Annotated in this window: 13 protein-coding genes; all 13 read right to left on the bottom strand. The window is 54.8% G+C overall.

Annotated elements, in window-relative coordinates; all coding sequences use genetic code 11:
- Positions 1–34: 34 nt before the first annotated feature.
- On the bottom strand, positions 35–1,108 hold the full coding sequence (locus OJA40_RS09235) for a glycosyltransferase family 4 protein (protein ID WP_263810424.1): 1,074 nt from the start codon (positions 1,106–1,108) through the stop codon (positions 35–37).
- A 469-nt stretch (positions 1,109–1,577) separates the two neighbouring features.
- Positions 1,578–3,035 (bottom strand): O-antigen polymerase, encoded by a 1,458-nt coding sequence (locus OJA40_RS09230; RefSeq protein ID WP_263810423.1) that lies wholly within the window; start codon positions 3,033–3,035, stop codon positions 1,578–1,580.
- Between the two features lie 245 nt (positions 3,036–3,280).
- Positions 3,281–4,510, bottom strand: coding sequence for a glycosyltransferase family 4 protein (locus tag OJA40_RS09225; RefSeq protein ID WP_263810422.1), 1,230 nt, complete (start codon positions 4,508–4,510; stop codon positions 3,281–3,283).
- Positions 4,511–4,531: 21 nt separating this feature from the next.
- A complete protein-coding gene (locus tag OJA40_RS09220; RefSeq protein ID WP_263810420.1) occupies positions 4,532–5,389 on the bottom strand; it encodes a glycosyltransferase family 2 protein in 858 nt (285 codons plus the stop codon).
- Between the two features lie 7 nt (positions 5,390–5,396).
- Positions 5,397–5,732, bottom strand: coding sequence for an acyltransferase (locus OJA40_RS15300; RefSeq protein WP_272506860.1), 336 nt, complete (start codon positions 5,730–5,732; stop codon positions 5,397–5,399).
- Positions 5,733–5,976: 244 nt separating this feature from the next.
- Positions 5,977–6,888, bottom strand: coding sequence for a glycosyltransferase family 2 protein (locus OJA40_RS09210; RefSeq protein WP_263810419.1), 912 nt, complete (start codon positions 6,886–6,888; stop codon positions 5,977–5,979).
- On the bottom strand, positions 6,888–7,838 hold the full coding sequence (locus tag OJA40_RS09205) for a glycosyltransferase (protein ID WP_263810417.1): 951 nt from the start codon (positions 7,836–7,838) through the stop codon (positions 6,888–6,890). The genes OJA40_RS09210 and OJA40_RS09205 overlap by 1 nt, the downstream gene beginning before the upstream one ends.
- 23 nt (positions 7,839–7,861) lie before the next feature.
- Complete coding sequence (locus OJA40_RS09200) at positions 7,862–8,761, bottom strand: polysaccharide pyruvyl transferase family protein (RefSeq protein WP_263810416.1); 900 nt, start codon at positions 8,759–8,761, stop codon at positions 7,862–7,864.
- A 456-nt stretch (positions 8,762–9,217) separates the two neighbouring features.
- Positions 9,218–9,745: a hypothetical protein gene (locus OJA40_RS09195; protein WP_263810414.1), complete on the bottom strand. Its 528-nt coding sequence runs from the start codon at positions 9,743–9,745 to the stop codon at positions 9,218–9,220.
- Positions 9,746–10,238: 493 nt separating this feature from the next.
- Positions 10,239–11,315, bottom strand: a complete 1,077-nt coding sequence (locus OJA40_RS09190; protein WP_263810413.1) for a glycosyltransferase — start codon at positions 11,313–11,315, stop codon at positions 10,239–10,241.
- 62 nt (positions 11,316–11,377) lie between these two features.
- Positions 11,378–12,124 (bottom strand): hypothetical protein, encoded by a 747-nt coding sequence (locus OJA40_RS09185; RefSeq protein ID WP_263810412.1) that lies wholly within the window; start codon positions 12,122–12,124, stop codon positions 11,378–11,380.
- Between the two features lie 167 nt (positions 12,125–12,291).
- Positions 12,292–13,080, bottom strand: coding sequence for a sulfotransferase family 2 domain-containing protein (locus OJA40_RS09180; protein ID WP_263810411.1), 789 nt, complete (start codon positions 13,078–13,080; stop codon positions 12,292–12,294).
- 30 nt (positions 13,081–13,110) lie between these two features.
- Positions 13,111–14,037 carry a glycosyltransferase family 2 protein gene (locus OJA40_RS09175; protein ID WP_263810410.1) on the bottom strand — a complete coding sequence of 309 codons (927 nt, stop codon included), beginning with the start codon at positions 14,035–14,037 and terminating at the stop codon, positions 13,111–13,113.
- Between the last annotated feature and the right edge of the window lie 954 nt (positions 14,038–14,991).

The following is a 14,991-nucleotide window of genomic DNA, read 5'->3' as shown; positions in this document are numbered from 1 at the left end:
TATCTGCCCCCGACCGGAAGTGCCACTGTAACCTTCAGACTACCGACTCTACGAGCTCTGTCCACTTCTTCGCCCCCTCTGAGGGGGTCCAGTGCGCTGCATCCTCGCGCGATGTGCGCCGCCAGGACTGCCGGAGCGCATCGTCTCGTGCAATGCGCATCATCGCCTTCCGGAGGGGTTCTTCTTCTCCGGGCGAGACTACCACTCCGTTCTCTCCAGGGCGAACCAAATCGTGGGCTGCGCCCACGGCCTTGGAGCAAATCAGCGGCAGGCCGGCCCCGAGCGCTTCATTGACGACCACGCCCCACCCGTCATGCCGACTCGGCAGCACGAACACGTCGGCCTGCCCAAAGTAGCGAGGAAGGTCCTCCGGATCCTGAAACCCCTCGAAAGCGATGCGTCCTCGCGCGGCCGTCCCCACGTCCCCCATCATCTCTGGGAGCTCGGCCTCCCGCCCCACTAGCACGAGACGAACGTCCAATCCGTCTGCTACGAGGGACTCGAAGGCCCGCAGAAGAAGATCCACCCCTTTCCGATGGATCATCTGTCCACAGAACAGAAAGGTGACCCCCTCGCCGGAGGACGACTGCCCGGCGACGCGCCGATACGCACTCAGGTCGCAATGGTACGGAATGTTCACGACCCGCTGATCCGGAAACCGCTGCTGGTACTGGCGACGGGCGAGCGTGCCGATGGCCGCAATCGCACTGGCCCCCCCGAAGGGTGCGGTCAACAGGCGCTGGGCCGCTCGCTTGATCTTCGAATCTTGTGCCCGCAGTCGCTCGGCCCACACGACCCACGGCGTCTCGCCCAGTCCTGCACGCATCAGCCACTGCGTGGCAAGCGACAGGTAGCTCGTGTTCAGAATGACCACGTCGAAGGCCCGAAAGTTGGGGAGGTTCCAGTTGATGTACAGGCGACGCGGCCCCGAGCCTAGCCAAAACCCCGAAAGCACAGATTCGTAGGGGGCCAACTCATACGCCGGCCAGGGAGACTCGGGAACGGCATCCTCCTGATAGTACACTTCAAGGTCGACCTCCGGGCGCGCCGCCAGGGCCGCAAACAAATCCCGCTGATACGGGGAGGGCACGACGGACAAGACGCCCATTTTGTATCGAGGCGTCTCGTTCGCCTGCAGGTTCCGAGGCGACGTGGACGGCGATCGATCAACGTTCACAGAGAGAGGGATTCTTACCCAGAAAAACGTTCGCACTCACGGGTCATTCTGACGGCGACGCTGCGCCTCAGGGCAACCGCATCAATAGCTAGCAGATTCAGACGGATGCTCAGACATCCATTTTCTGGCAGTGGAGACACAAAAAAGCCCTCTGGTTTGTCGTCCCAAACTTGATTTATTGCATCAGTCGCTTCGCTCGTGTGGGACCTATCCGACCGAATGGGCAGGCTTCCCCTTCCGGAAGTATGGGCTCCAAATCGAGTTTGGAGCGACGGTTTGCGCTCATGCAATTGCCCTCCGCTGCGCCTGCCTCATTGGAATTCTTGTCACAGAGATGTGGCGGGGAGAGAACGGGCACAATTGCCTTCTCGCACTGCATCCGAGCCGCTGCCTCCCCGATTCAATGGACGGCCCGGGCCGCACGCTGGGGCCGAGACGAGGTGTACTGCCGGAGCAAAATCGTTCCCCCCACGACGGCGGCCACGGCGGGCAGCATGCCCGTGGTGACCCAAAACATGCTGCGCATTCCAACGGCGATTGCAAAGAAGCCCGACGCGTAGACGAGAATGCCCAAGTCCGAGTTTCGGCGTGTCAGGTGCTGCGTCCACCAGCTGCAGAGCATCCCGAGGACCGTGGCGATCAGAACGACGCCGACCGTTCCCCCGGCCATGTAGGCCTCCCCAACGAAGGTCGTCGACAGCGTCAACCCTTCAGCGCCCAGGGCCTCCTCAATTCCCGTACTCAGTCCCGTCGGCTTGCCCGGCCACAACGCGCGGGGAATGGGCTTAACCAACGCCCAGTACGGGACTTCCCACCCGAGGTAACCGTAGGGTTCCGGAAAGGCCTCCGTCAACTGGGAAATGTTTCGCAGATTGTAGTCAATGAAGAGCCCCGATTTTCCCTCAAGATACCGACTGCTGCCGCCGAGGGCCACGTACGCCCCGAGCCCGATGCCCCGGAACGCCAGCATGACGCTCGTCGCCCAGTACATCAGGAGAGCCCCCGCTCCGGACACGACCGCGGCCTTTTTCCATTTCCCATGTGGCAGCGCAAAGCTGTATCCGACGAGGAAGGTGAGAAGGTAGATGCCGAAGACGTGCCGGGTGCCACTCGCAAACCCGTCGAACAAAACAAAGAGCGCCCCTCCGGTGACTGAAAGCGTCTGTCCGGTAGAGTACCGTTGACGGCGGGCAAAAACGACTCCTGCGAGTGGAGGAACCAGATACTTGAACAAACTGAGTTCATGAACCAGGGCCCACCATCCTCCGAGCCGCCCTCGTCCCCAGGGCCGACCAAACCGAGGCTCCAGCATATACTCCACCATGGCCACAAGATTGAAGTTCACGGCCAGAAGCATGTACAGGTATCCGATCCCCATGCAGACCCAGAATACCCCGACGATCAAAGAGGGCGGGGTGGGCTGCCGCATGAGTCGCGTGACCTTCTGGCTGGGGCCGGGCACGAAATGACGTCCCAGGGCCAGTCCCCCGAACCCCCACAGCACGAGCTCCGCCCCCTGCTGCACGAGCGGGGCCGTAATCTGATTTGCGAACGCCGACTGCGAAAACCAAAACTCGAACAGTGTCAGGAAGTACAGGGCCGCCATCGCCATCAGGTCGGCCCGAAAGAGATGTCTCCAGGAGTGGCGCATCTCGAGGAGCGTCAGCCCACCGAGTCCGATCCCAACCCCGATGGCGGCACGATGCGCCACCGCGTAGGAGGAGCGGCCATCCAGGAAGAAGGCCGTCACAAAGAGCGTTGCCAGGAACAGGACCGTGGCGCCCCAGTCCGGCGTATTCGGCGCCGATTGGAGACGCTGCGCCCGGGCCCGAGTTCTGCTGCCACCTGCTCTATTCATAGCATTTGCCCGTTCCGTGTTGGTAGGTGGTCAGTCTTCAGTTTTGGCGGACCCCCGTGATCTCAAAATCCAGTTCTCGACCTTTCTATACGACAAAAGTTTCTTCGAATCAGGCGGAAAGGGAAAGAATCGGCATGCCTCTCAGGCTCGCTTCTGCGTCATTCAAAGAGATCCTTCTGCCGACGGCCGTCGGCCTCAGGAGGACGTGGACCCGTGAGGGGCTGGCATTCCTCTTTGCCGACACGTCACCCCTCCTGAACTACACTTAGGAGCTGCGGGAGTACGGCTTCCTCCCGAAAATCGGCCACCCGGCTCGTGGCCTGTACGGCCATGTCTCGCAGCCGATCCGGGTGATTGAGGCACTGGACCACCGCGTCCGCAATCTCTTCGGGCGTCACGGCGCCCAGGCGTAACCCGTTTTGCCCGTGCCGGACGACATCTCCGCACCGCTGTGAGGCAATCACCGGAAGCCCCTGGGCCTGCGCCTCCAGCTGGGTCAAGGCGAACCCATCCGAAATCGTGGGCAGAATGAAGACATCGGCGTCCCGGTAGTACGCATCCACCTCACTCCGTGGCACCTGCCCCACCCATCGAATCTGCTCGTGCGATCGATAGGGCTCCGGAATCGTGACGGGCCCGTCGCCGACGATCCACCACTCGACGGGACGGTCCTCCACCAGGGACGCCGCCTCCAACAGGGGAGCAATGCCCTTCCGCAGCGTGAGGGTCCCGAGATAGAGAACGCGCAGGGGGCGCTCCGCAGAAAACTGCTTCGGATAAGCGTCTTCGTCGACGGAAATCGGGTCCGCCTCGTAGATGAGCGGCACGACGGAGACCTTGTCCGTCTCGATCCCGGCCTCGTCGAGGGCCGTGCGGGACCAGTCCGAATTAACGACAATGGTGTCGGCCATTTCGCACTCCTCTCGCCAGTGTTCCCAGTAGCGGGCCGGGGCCCGCACGAACTGCTCGTCGAAGCCAGGATGCTGCTCCTGCTGCGCGGCCACGAGGTCCTCCTCATACGGACCCGCGTTAATCTGTCCCAGCACGGCTTGAGCATTTCGATCCTGCCCCTCTTCAAAAAGGGCACGGGCGGCGTAGCTGTAGGCATAGATGACCGGGGAATCATCCGCCTCGGCAGCGAGGCGCCGGACAGCAGGCACCGCCCGACGCTGAAACCATTGGTTTCGACGCATGACGCGGTCCCAACCCGTCGTTCCCCGCAGGCGAACCCATGCCTCGAAGCCGAGCAGTGAACGGGTGAAGTGATGTACGTCTGCCCCTCGGAGGTCGGAATGATACCGCTCGGTCAACTTCTGAAACGGGCGCCCGGGAAGGGACCGGAGGAGGGAAGTGGGCTCCACCCAGGCGTCCGTGATCAGTCCTTGAAGGTGCCCGTGCCGATGCAGACCGCGTGCAATGGCGTAGTGCTCGCGGGCTCCAATCTGGGCAACGAGCCAGGATGCATGTTCAGCCATTTCATTCAACTCTATCGGGGGCTACCCCCGCAGTTCTCGAAATTTCTGAAGCGTATCGGGGTCTACTGGGCTTCGCAGCCCGCGATACTCCCAAAGCTTCGAGATGGTATTCCGGATCCCCCGCCCGATTCCTTCTGTTCGTCCCGCAGCAATGAACCAGCGAATTTTGTTCAGGTACTGCGCCGCTCCCCAAAACCAATAACGTTTTGGATACCGAATGTACGGAAGCACCGCCGTATTTACGATCGTGCTTGCAGTCTGCTCTGGATTGTCGTGGTGCGTAAGGTTGGTGTCATGACGGACTCGCAGACGGTGGTCCCGAAAAATTTTCCATCCCTCATCCAACATCTGCAACGCCAGATCCACCTCTTCTAGTCCGTACGCCACGGCTCGGGGAATGTATCCGTTCACCTCCCTCCAGGCTTTTCTCCGATAGATACACCCGCATCCTGTAAAGAGAGCCACCTCTTCGGCCTCATTTCGAATGGGCTCAGGGTCTTCCTCACGGAGTGTGATCACGGCGGCAATCATTCCCGCTTCAGGATGCCGGTCAAACGCCTCCACGACACGGGCGAAGTAGTCGGCGTCCAGCGGATACGAGTCGTCGTCGAGGCTCGCCACGTAGGGCTGGCTTGAGGCCGCCATGAGGCGGTTGCGGCCCCCACCGGGGCCTCTTCGCTCATCACTCTCGAGCACCTGCACTTCCGTCGCATTCTCTCGCAGCCAGGGAGCAGTGTCGTCATCACCAGCATCCACGTGCACGAGGATCTCCGCCGGAGACGGCTCACAGGAACGAAGCACGTCGAGCGTCTTGCGAAGCGGAGCAAGACGCCGCCAGGTTGGAATGATGGCGGAGACGGGGACCGTGTGGTCGGGCATCTAAATCCTACTCTCGGATTCGTATAATCTCTGCGGGAACTCCAGCCACTACTCCATACGAGGGAACTGATTCCGTAACGACAGCCCCCGCGGCCACGATCGCGTGATCGCCAACCTCAACCCCTTTCAGCACGATGGCACCCGCCCCGATCCATACGTCTTTCCCAACATGAACCTGTTCATTCACAAGGGGCTGATCCCCAACCTGATCCCCGGTCGCCGTTCCATGATCGTGGTCGGTAATATAACAGTTCGGCCCAATCATCGTCTTCGGACCAATCTCCACGCGATCTGACGCGTCAATAAATGTGAATCGATTGACGTACGCGTCGTCCTGAATCACAATTGAGGGTCGTTCTCGATTCCCCTCAACGGCCAAAAGAACGACCTGTCGATCGAGCATAACCCCTGCACCTAACTGGATGCCTCCAGGGTTGCGGGGGATCATCACATCTTGTATCCAACAGGACGGCCCCATGGCGACACCCCGCTGCCGCAGCCACCAGGCTCGCGCCTTGCGACAGACCCCGTTTACGACCGTATGTGCCTTCTCAGCCCATCGTGTCACGTATATTCTTGAGGCTCCGTTATAGGACACGTTCACGTAGTGCGTACATCGGAAACCCGAACAGGTAACGCCACCGGTTCAGCTTCCAATTCCAGCCTGCCGTATTCCGATACAAGCCCCAAGCTTCGTCTGTCCTCCCGGCACAAAGACATGCGAGGCTTATGGGCCGTATGTGTCGTGTAAGTATTCGATACCGCTCCAGGGCACGGCGTTCTCCGCCGGGATAATTTCCCCGCATCTCCTGCTCAACGAGGTGTCGTCCCCCCTTCGCATTCTTTGCCACTGAAGACATCAGATTGTTCTGATGCTGGCGATACGCAAACGTCGCCGGCGTCCTCACATCAACAAAGCCCGGAGCCTCTCCCAATCGCAGGGCTAGATCGGCATCCTCAGCATTGATCGGCCGATTTGCGAACCCTCCCACTTTCCGCAGCTCATCACCACGAACTACGAAGGAGGAAACGCCCCACCATCGCCACTCATCCCCACTGGCAAAGTAGTCCGAAAAGGACTCTGTGCCAACGCTTTCTCTCGAGACTGAACCTAATTCGTCGGGCTCCGAAAACAGAAATGGTTTCCCCGCAAGGAAAGCAGGATGATCGTGGGCATGAATTACCTGGTCGTACACCGCCAGCGTCCAGGGGAACCACCGATCATCGCTGTCGAGAAAAGCTATATACGTGCCCTTCACTTCCTCCAAACCGGTATTGCGAGCTGCCCCGGGGCCTCTGTTTTCCTGCTGGAGGAGCGTCACCCGGTCACCGTATGATTTCACGACCTCAACGGTACCGTCCGTTGAGCCGTCATCCACGACGATGACCTCGTAGTCGTCGTATTCCTGATCGAAGACGGACTCCAGCGTATCGGAGATCATCTCCGCCCGGTTGTATACGGGAATCATAACCGAAAAGAAAGGCTGCTCGTTGCTCATTACGACACCAACTTTCGTTTCCAGGCCGCCACACGTTCAGCTGTATTAAATCCAAAGAGCCGATAAAGCCACCGATACGAGCGTGGTACCTGATCACTGGGCTGAAACTGTCCTTCATTCATCGCTTCCACATGTGCAATTATTGACCGGGCCCAGTCCCGGTCGAAAAGCCAGACCATGCGGCTGCATTCCAAATACGCCTGGTTCAGCGCCCGGCGGCGCACTGGGGTCATCATGTCCTGGTCAATGAGAAACTCCTCCGCCCGCCGCATGATGGCCAGTCGGTGCCGATACGTTTTGGGTTGGTCCCGTCGACACACCGTCTCCTCGCTCCACTGACGGTATACGGCCCCTCCGGAATCGGCGTACACAAAGTTCTTGTCAGCCATCAACAGCCGCAGATACAGTTCGTGCTCTTGACATACGGGTTGATCCTCTTTCCATCCGCCAACATCCATGATGGCCCCTTTTCGCCAGAGCGGCCCCCCCGTTTGCGGAAGGTCCCACGTCACAAGCGACGCCCAGGGATCGTCTGGATACTCAATCGGCAGCACGTCCTTTCGCACTCCTTCTTCTTGCTCGTACTGCATCGTGACCGGCCCGTACAACACATCCACATCTTGCGGAGAAACCTGTAGATCCTCTACCTGCTGGGTGAGCTTGTCAGACTCCAGATAATCATCGGCATCCAGATACTGGATCCACGATCCAGAGGCGCGCTCTAGCAGTTCATTGCGCGCCGCTGCTCCGCCTCGGTTGGGCCCGCTTCCCCACGTGATGTTCGGCTCGTACGAGGCGATGACATCAGCACTCCCGTCGGTGGACCCATCATCCCACACGATCACCTCCGTGTGGGGGTATGTCTGTGCCAGCGCGCTCTCGATAGCCTCGCCAATCCACTGCTCGGCGTTGTAGCAGGGAATTAGGATACTAACACTCACCTCAGTCATTCCTGAAAGTTAAGCTTCGTAAATTATCCGTGCCAACTTATTTTATCATACTCACCTTCAATAGAATACTCATATACACCAACACTCTTATGGTAATCATTTGGATAAAAGTTTACCTCTTTTTTCAACAACATAGACCCTATAGCGCCGTGCAGCCTATCAGTATTTATAACACTATACCTGTTTACAAATTTTAAAAAGAAATAACTTGAGGCTAGAGCCGTATGTTTATTAAATACTCCGGTTGTAAATAGATCAGACACATCTATGTTATTTTCCGGCACTTTTTCCATTATTGACTCGGAATCTTTTCGGTAGAAGTTAAGCACATCATCGTTGTCTATTATGGAATTTGAAATGTAGTTGTAGCAAAAACTCATATTTTTCTTGAAGGGTACATAAAATCCCTTTTTGTATCCTACCATTTTTTTTACAAATGACTCCAATGACATACAAAGTATTCCACATTTTGCTTTACTGATCACTTTTTGCACATCTATGTTAAGTGCCATATCTTGGTCGATGTATACATTTGCATTTTTGCTTGATTTTTTAGCATGCTCGTAGCTATACCTTTCACGAGCAAATATATCGACGTTACCTCCAAGGCTATAAATGAAGTTTTTATTTCCCTGTATGCTTTGAGGAAGAACGATAATTCTTTTCGCTTGCCCTCTGTGCTTTTCGATAAATTGCTTAACGTGACCATAGCGCGTAGTGAATGATCCACCACCACCATAAATAACTACTTCTCCTTTCAAGTTGACATTTTGATCTTTATGTATTGTGTTATATTTGATGTTTAATCTCTCAAGCATCTGAAAGGTTCCTTCAGCAATCAAAGCATCACCAGCATTGCCAGGATTTGGACAGTACCATACTTTTTCACCTTGAATATTCTTTAGTAGCTGTTTTACAGTCATTTTATCTCTCAGTCAGGAGGTGTCAGTTAGTACGAAAATAAACAAAGTGCCCAGCAAGCCGAACGCCAAACGTCTGGTAGAAAGGGTGACTCGCTTGAGGGCGGCTTTTACTGGTAACATGTGAGGGGCCTTCTGGGGTCACTCGTTGGACGGTGCTTCCATTCGCTTCCTTCGATTATAGAGGCGGAAGAGGAAGATCCAGGCTTCAGTCTGCTTCTGAATCCATTGGTAGTTAAACGGATAGTTGGCTGGTTCCAAGGATTAGCCGGCTGATTTGGGATTACACATTCTTGAGATGCCGGAGACTGTAGTCCATGCAACCACGACCCGACTGATGTTTTGCCTCGTTACCTGATCCGCACTCAAATTCACTGACCCCTCGATTCAGCGATCGAGCTTCTACAAGAAAGTATTTTAGTAATTTTTTGATAGCACACCCTATCAACAGCACAGTTATTATTCAGAATAGCCCATCCCGAACTTGTGGGATATTTGATTCCAAATTATAGGCCTCATATTTAACATTTTTTCTATGAATCTTTTTTTTCCATGCCACCCTCTCCAGGATACCCCAGAATGGTTTTCGCCAGAGTCTACAGTATAGCACGCACCAATAAAATCAATTGATTTGAGCGGTCTTTCCGCGTCGTTATACCTTTTTACAATATTGCTGTGACCACCAGGATAAAACGAGCCTGAGTCTTTCTCTGAATTAGGCATATCTTCAATATAGCACTTTACCACTGAAGATGTCCCGCAATACTTATAAAACTCATTTTTTACGAAAACAAAATAACTATTGTTTGGGTAAATATAGCCATACGGAAAGTACCATCCATTTTCGCATGCATCAGAGTTTACTTTTTTGGCTAAGCCCCGATGCACAAGGTCATCGGCATCGACAGCCATGAAATACTCTTCATTCCTCATGATACCTTTAAGTCGTAGGGCACCACGTCGCAGCTTCCTGAACTTATCATCCATGTTTCCCAATTCCTCGTCAGGTACTGGAAAACTGCCTTCGATAACCTCCAGATTTTCGTGCTGGTAACAGTTGACCGGTCGTTCATTGCACACCAGCACTACCCTAAACCTCGGACATGTCTGCCGGCAAATTGAGTAGAGTGTTCGATTGCAGAGCCGAGACGTAACCTCCCAGTCTCTAGAGACCTCGGGGCTTTTGAGAGGGACGATAAAATTCAACATAGACCTCGCTAAGTCATCACAATAGGATACGTGCTTTGAGGTAGGTTTTTCTTGCCAAATATTTTACTGTGTGGCGACTCATCGGCTACCGACGGTCGCGACCGTCATCCTACATGATCATCTTCGTACGCGGTTACATCTGTGCAAACGCGCTTTTGACGGCACCCTGCCTCACTGTTCGGCGTTTTAACAGGCGATGAGGGCGCTGACGAGGGGTTCAATCACTGGATAGAGAAACATTCCCTTCGGGTCGTCTCTTGCTATCGCTTCCTTAAGCTGAAACCAGTTCTTTCTGAGCGGCCTCCGCGTAGACACCCCACGTCTGACCACTTATCCGATCCCACGACAGCCGATCGCAGGCCTCCTTTGTCTTCTGTGCCAGTGCTTCAATGTTTACATGCTGGCTCCTACGGAGCGTTGACAACAAGTTTTCCTCTTCGTATAACAGATCGGTGGCAGGTTGAAGCGTTTTCTCAAGGCTGGCCATGCGCGGCGCGATAATGGGGGTGCCGTAGGACATTGCCAGCAGCATGCTGCCGGATGTAGTAATCTGCCGAAACGGGAGGACCATTACATCGGCAGCACTGAAGTAAAGATGGACGTCTTCGTCGGGGATAAATCGGGCTTCGAGAATCGCATTTGGGCAGGCTTGGACCTGTGACCGAAGGGCCTCCTCGTATTCCAGATCGGCCGGTTTACCGGCGATGAGCAGCGTGTCTGCTGGATGATCGCGCTGGTAGACCGGCCACACGTCAAGCAAGGTTTCGATCCCCTTGTACGGGCGGAGCATGCCGAAATTGAGAAAAACCCGGCCCATCTGGGGCACGTCCAACGCCTCTCGCGCCTCCGCTTTCGGGACGGAATCACCGTACACGTCGCGATAGTGCCCGTGGGGGATCACGTGTATCTTCGCGGCCGGAATGCGGTACGTCTTGGCGACCTCACGGCGCGTCGCCTCGTCGTGCACGATTAACCGATCGGCCAGTCGGGCCACGCCTCGTCGGACCCACAGTTCTAGTTCGGGGACATCGGTATCGTGGGAAACCTTATTGTGCACGGTCCACACGATGCGGATGCCCTGTTGCCTGACGCAGAACAAATCCACGAGCAATTTCACCGCGTAGACGACCTTCACAGCCCAAGTTTGTCCTTTGAGGTACGGGCCGGGCCAGTGCAGATGAAGCACGTCAATGGGCGCATGGTCCAGAGATGCACGGGTAACGGGAAGCACGCGCCGGTACCCTTTTGGGAATTTAACTTGTTTGCCCTGCTCCAGCAGCCCATCTGCCAGCAGTTGCTGGTAGGGATTATCAGACCGGTAGTCCGGCATCATGAGAATACGACGCATGCTACTTCTCGATGCCTATCATGGACGAAAGATCATGTACAAAAGATGTGCGAGAGGCCATTTTACCGTTGCAGCATATTACTACCAACTAGCCGACGAATTCCTTCGTCATACATCAAATGTCGCACAGCCCCCACGTAGTGCCGTACAGGACCCCGAATGCCTTTTCCGAGGTGAACATCATACGACTCCGGCAGCAGCTCCACACCGTACCGCGAGCTACAGAGCGCGAAAAGCGTCTGCTCGATCCGCCAAAAGTGGCTTCGGATGTCCGGCAATTCAAGAAACACTTCGATCCAGTCGAGCCGGAGCGAATCGCGGTGGATGAGACCGAGCCCGGAATTAAACTGCGGCACTGGTTCAAATCCAAACTGTGCATGGACGTCCACCGGGTCCACCGTATACGCCGTATCCATATCCCGGTTGACGCTGTTTTTCTGGTACGTTGGATCCTCAATGCGCCGGAGCAGCTCGGTCGGCTCGTCGAAGAACAGTACGTCACTGTCGAGCAGGAGCATTCGGTCACTTTCCAGATACGCACGGAAGTCGAATAGCTTCGGCGCCAAGTGATTCTCTTGCCGAAAGGCTTTTGCCTTCGGGTATTCGTCAAGGGAAGGGATTACTCGGGCGTCGGCCGCTTCGCGCTCAATGAGACTTGCGTCCGGGAAATGCTCCTGCAGCGTGGCTCTATGGTCATCTTCCAGAGAGCCGTCATCGTGGATGCAGAGCGCGTATTGGCGCCCCGAGGCCCAGTAGAAACTCTTGAGCGCCCAGAGCAGGTTGAGCCAGTCGTCGGACGACGTGAGCACGTGGATCTCGCAGGTAGTGTCTGTAAGATCTCGAATCGGCTCAGTCGAGGTGATCCGATGGCGCACAATGTCGCGATAGTATGCTGCGCGTACGCCGTGCTCGAAAGTCTGTCGGAGTTTGAGTAGTAGCGCCCCAATTCCCATCGAGAGGGTAACATTTGGTTACGTCAACGAAGGCGGCGATACTGCTCCACAAACCAAGGTGCGATCTTTTGATAGAGACAATTGAGTTTGCGGAATCGGCTCACGTCACGCTCGATACGAGGCTGAGACTTTATCTGCTCATCGAAGCGACTCACAACAAAATCATATAAGCGCATGTCGACCTCGTTGGATCTGCGGATGGCTTCCCGCGTCGATGATGGAATATCGTTTCCGCGGGGTCGATCGGTCGTCTCCTTTTCGCGCAGGTATAGCGGATAAAAAGACCATTCGAGAAGATGACGCATGAGCATGAGGCTTTCGTCGAAACGCTTCAGCAACCCGACACAGGCAAAATGATCCTCAATATTGTGAATGGCTCGATCAAATAGTCCCTCACTGCTTACTGATTCAGCCTCGTCTTTGCTGACGCCCGCGATACGGCGAGCCTGAGCATTACACTCCCGATGGATGCTCTCGCCAGCGGCAAAAGCTTCCAAGGTCATCTCTTGTATGTAGGTGTCAGGAAATGTGTCGATTGTATAGTAATAAGACGATATGATACGCTCTACTGGGTGACGCACCATCGCGATATACGTAGCTGGACCTGGACAATGCTCATGTATTCCGTAGAGAAAATGCCCCTGCAGCAAGTCAACTTGTTCGCGCTCTTTCTCTGAGAGGTCTTGGTACGATTTTGCCCAGGAATCACCGGGCTCCGTCCAATGGCGTCTTGCAAACTGTGTCCCCCACCGCAACGCATGACTCAGAGAGGTCCCGCCCGTCTTATGGATATGCAAGAAAATCGTCGTCATTGAAAAGGTCGGATTATTACCTTGCCAACATCAGGATTTAGATGTGATGGAGGTCAGAATGCTGTACAGTCTATGGCGAACCCCCCGGGAAAAGACGATTTGGGGATGCTGGGCAGTCAGACGCAGAAGCATCTTCCATCGCTGATGCTTTGACTGTCCTTTTTCCAAGGAGCGCTCCACTGCCGGCAGGAAGCATGCGTGATGCAACCACTGTCCCTGTAAATATATTCGCGTTGGCAGAGGCAAAGAGGCTTTTCCCCAGAGGTATGGTCTGACACAGTTGAGAAGCTCACTTGCAACCGCCTCGCTCTCTTCAGACTTCTGGTTGGGCTGAAATCGAAAGGCGGTAAACTCTCGATCGACGCGCACTAAGTCAAATCCTTCCAGCAGCGTACGCAGCCAGTAGTCGTAATCCATAACGTAGTTCAGATCCTCTCGGAAGCCCCCAACCCTCTCATAGACATCCCGCGTCCAGAACACCTCGGGCTGAACCACTTGTTGCTCGCTCCACCACACTTCCCACAGATCAAGCAGATCGGCAACGCTCTCGAACTGACCGTACTGCGAGCCAACTTTTTCTCCCTGCTCATTAACGTATCGGCAACGCCCGTGTAGCAGCCCTGCCTCTGGGGACTCACGGTACAGCTCGGCGACGGCTTCAAAAGTGCCCGGAAGATAGAAGTCATCACTGTTCAGGTAAGCAAGGATATCCCCTGTGGCCTGCTCAAGTCCCTTGTTGATGGCATGGCTTTGTCCCCGGTCTGGCTCGCTCACCCAATACGCGAGATTGTCGTCGTAGGCACGCAGGATATCGGCGCTGTCATCGTCACTGTCGCCATCAATAACGATGTGCTCGACGTGTGGATAATCCTGTTCCTGCACCGATCGAATTGTTTCCTCAAGGTATTCAGCCTGGTTATAACTTGGTGTTACAATAGAGATTAGAGGAGGGGACATCTAAAGAGGCACCAGTATTTAACAGTGTCAGTTTTTATTCGTCGTAATCGGAACAACTATTGCGCTGTACTTTGAGGAATATTATCAGTTATCAAAATGATTGAAGACGCGTTTATCCAACTGTGTACGTTCTCGTATTTTCGACAGTAACTTGGGGTCTTCAAATAGATTGTTTAGGGCCTGCCTCCGACTGGAAAATGTGTCAAGCTTGCTGGTTTTGTTCGCATGACCAATACGAACTTTGAACCCGTGAGCCCGAAAATCCTCTTCCATATCGGTTAGACTGTGCGTTACGCCGACAATGTCGTAGCGACTCATTCGTTTGATTACGTCCTTCGCGGAGGCGCCACCAAAGAACCTCTGATACGCAGACCCCTGAAAACGCACGTCGTTCTGAATGTCGTCGTAGAAGCGCCTCCGGAATTGATCGGTCACGTCTTCAACGGGGGGCGGTTCTTCTAATCCAAGCTCCCACAGTCGGATGTAGTGGTAGATATAGTTGCTAATGAAACGCTCTACCGGGTCGCGAACGATCGTCGCGAGCGTGTATCCCTTTTTTTGCAAGCGCCAAAGTTTCGGAACGGGTTGGAAAGTGCCCGGCTATGTAAGACCATTCTTTCTGAAGGGCGTAGTGACAGAGAACCTTTGCCGACTCACCCGTCGCTTCTAAACTTCCGTCTGACATCAAATCAATACATGCCGCTCGTACGGCCTCGTAATCGGGTTCCGGCTTGGGAATACGATACGCGCTCCGGATCGAAAGATCGACAGACGTTCCTCCAGTCTTGGGAACGTGTGTAAATAAGAGTCGTCCTGGTAAACGTGGTTTGATGTACCGTTTTAGGTACCGAAAGATACGCATACTTTCGTAGTATCGAATTTTTCTAATAGAAACATTGAGTTGACAAGTGTGGCATGTTTTTAATCGTCCGTACGTATACGTGCTTGGAACAA

It is taken from the genome of Salinibacter pepae (genome assembly GCF_947077775.1).
In the GTDB taxonomy this organism is placed as follows: Bacteria; Bacteroidota; Rhodothermia; order Rhodothermales; family Salinibacteraceae; genus Salinibacter; species Salinibacter pepae.
The sequence above is the reverse complement of the archived record's forward strand: the minus strand, read 5'-3'. Positions and strand labels throughout refer to the sequence as shown.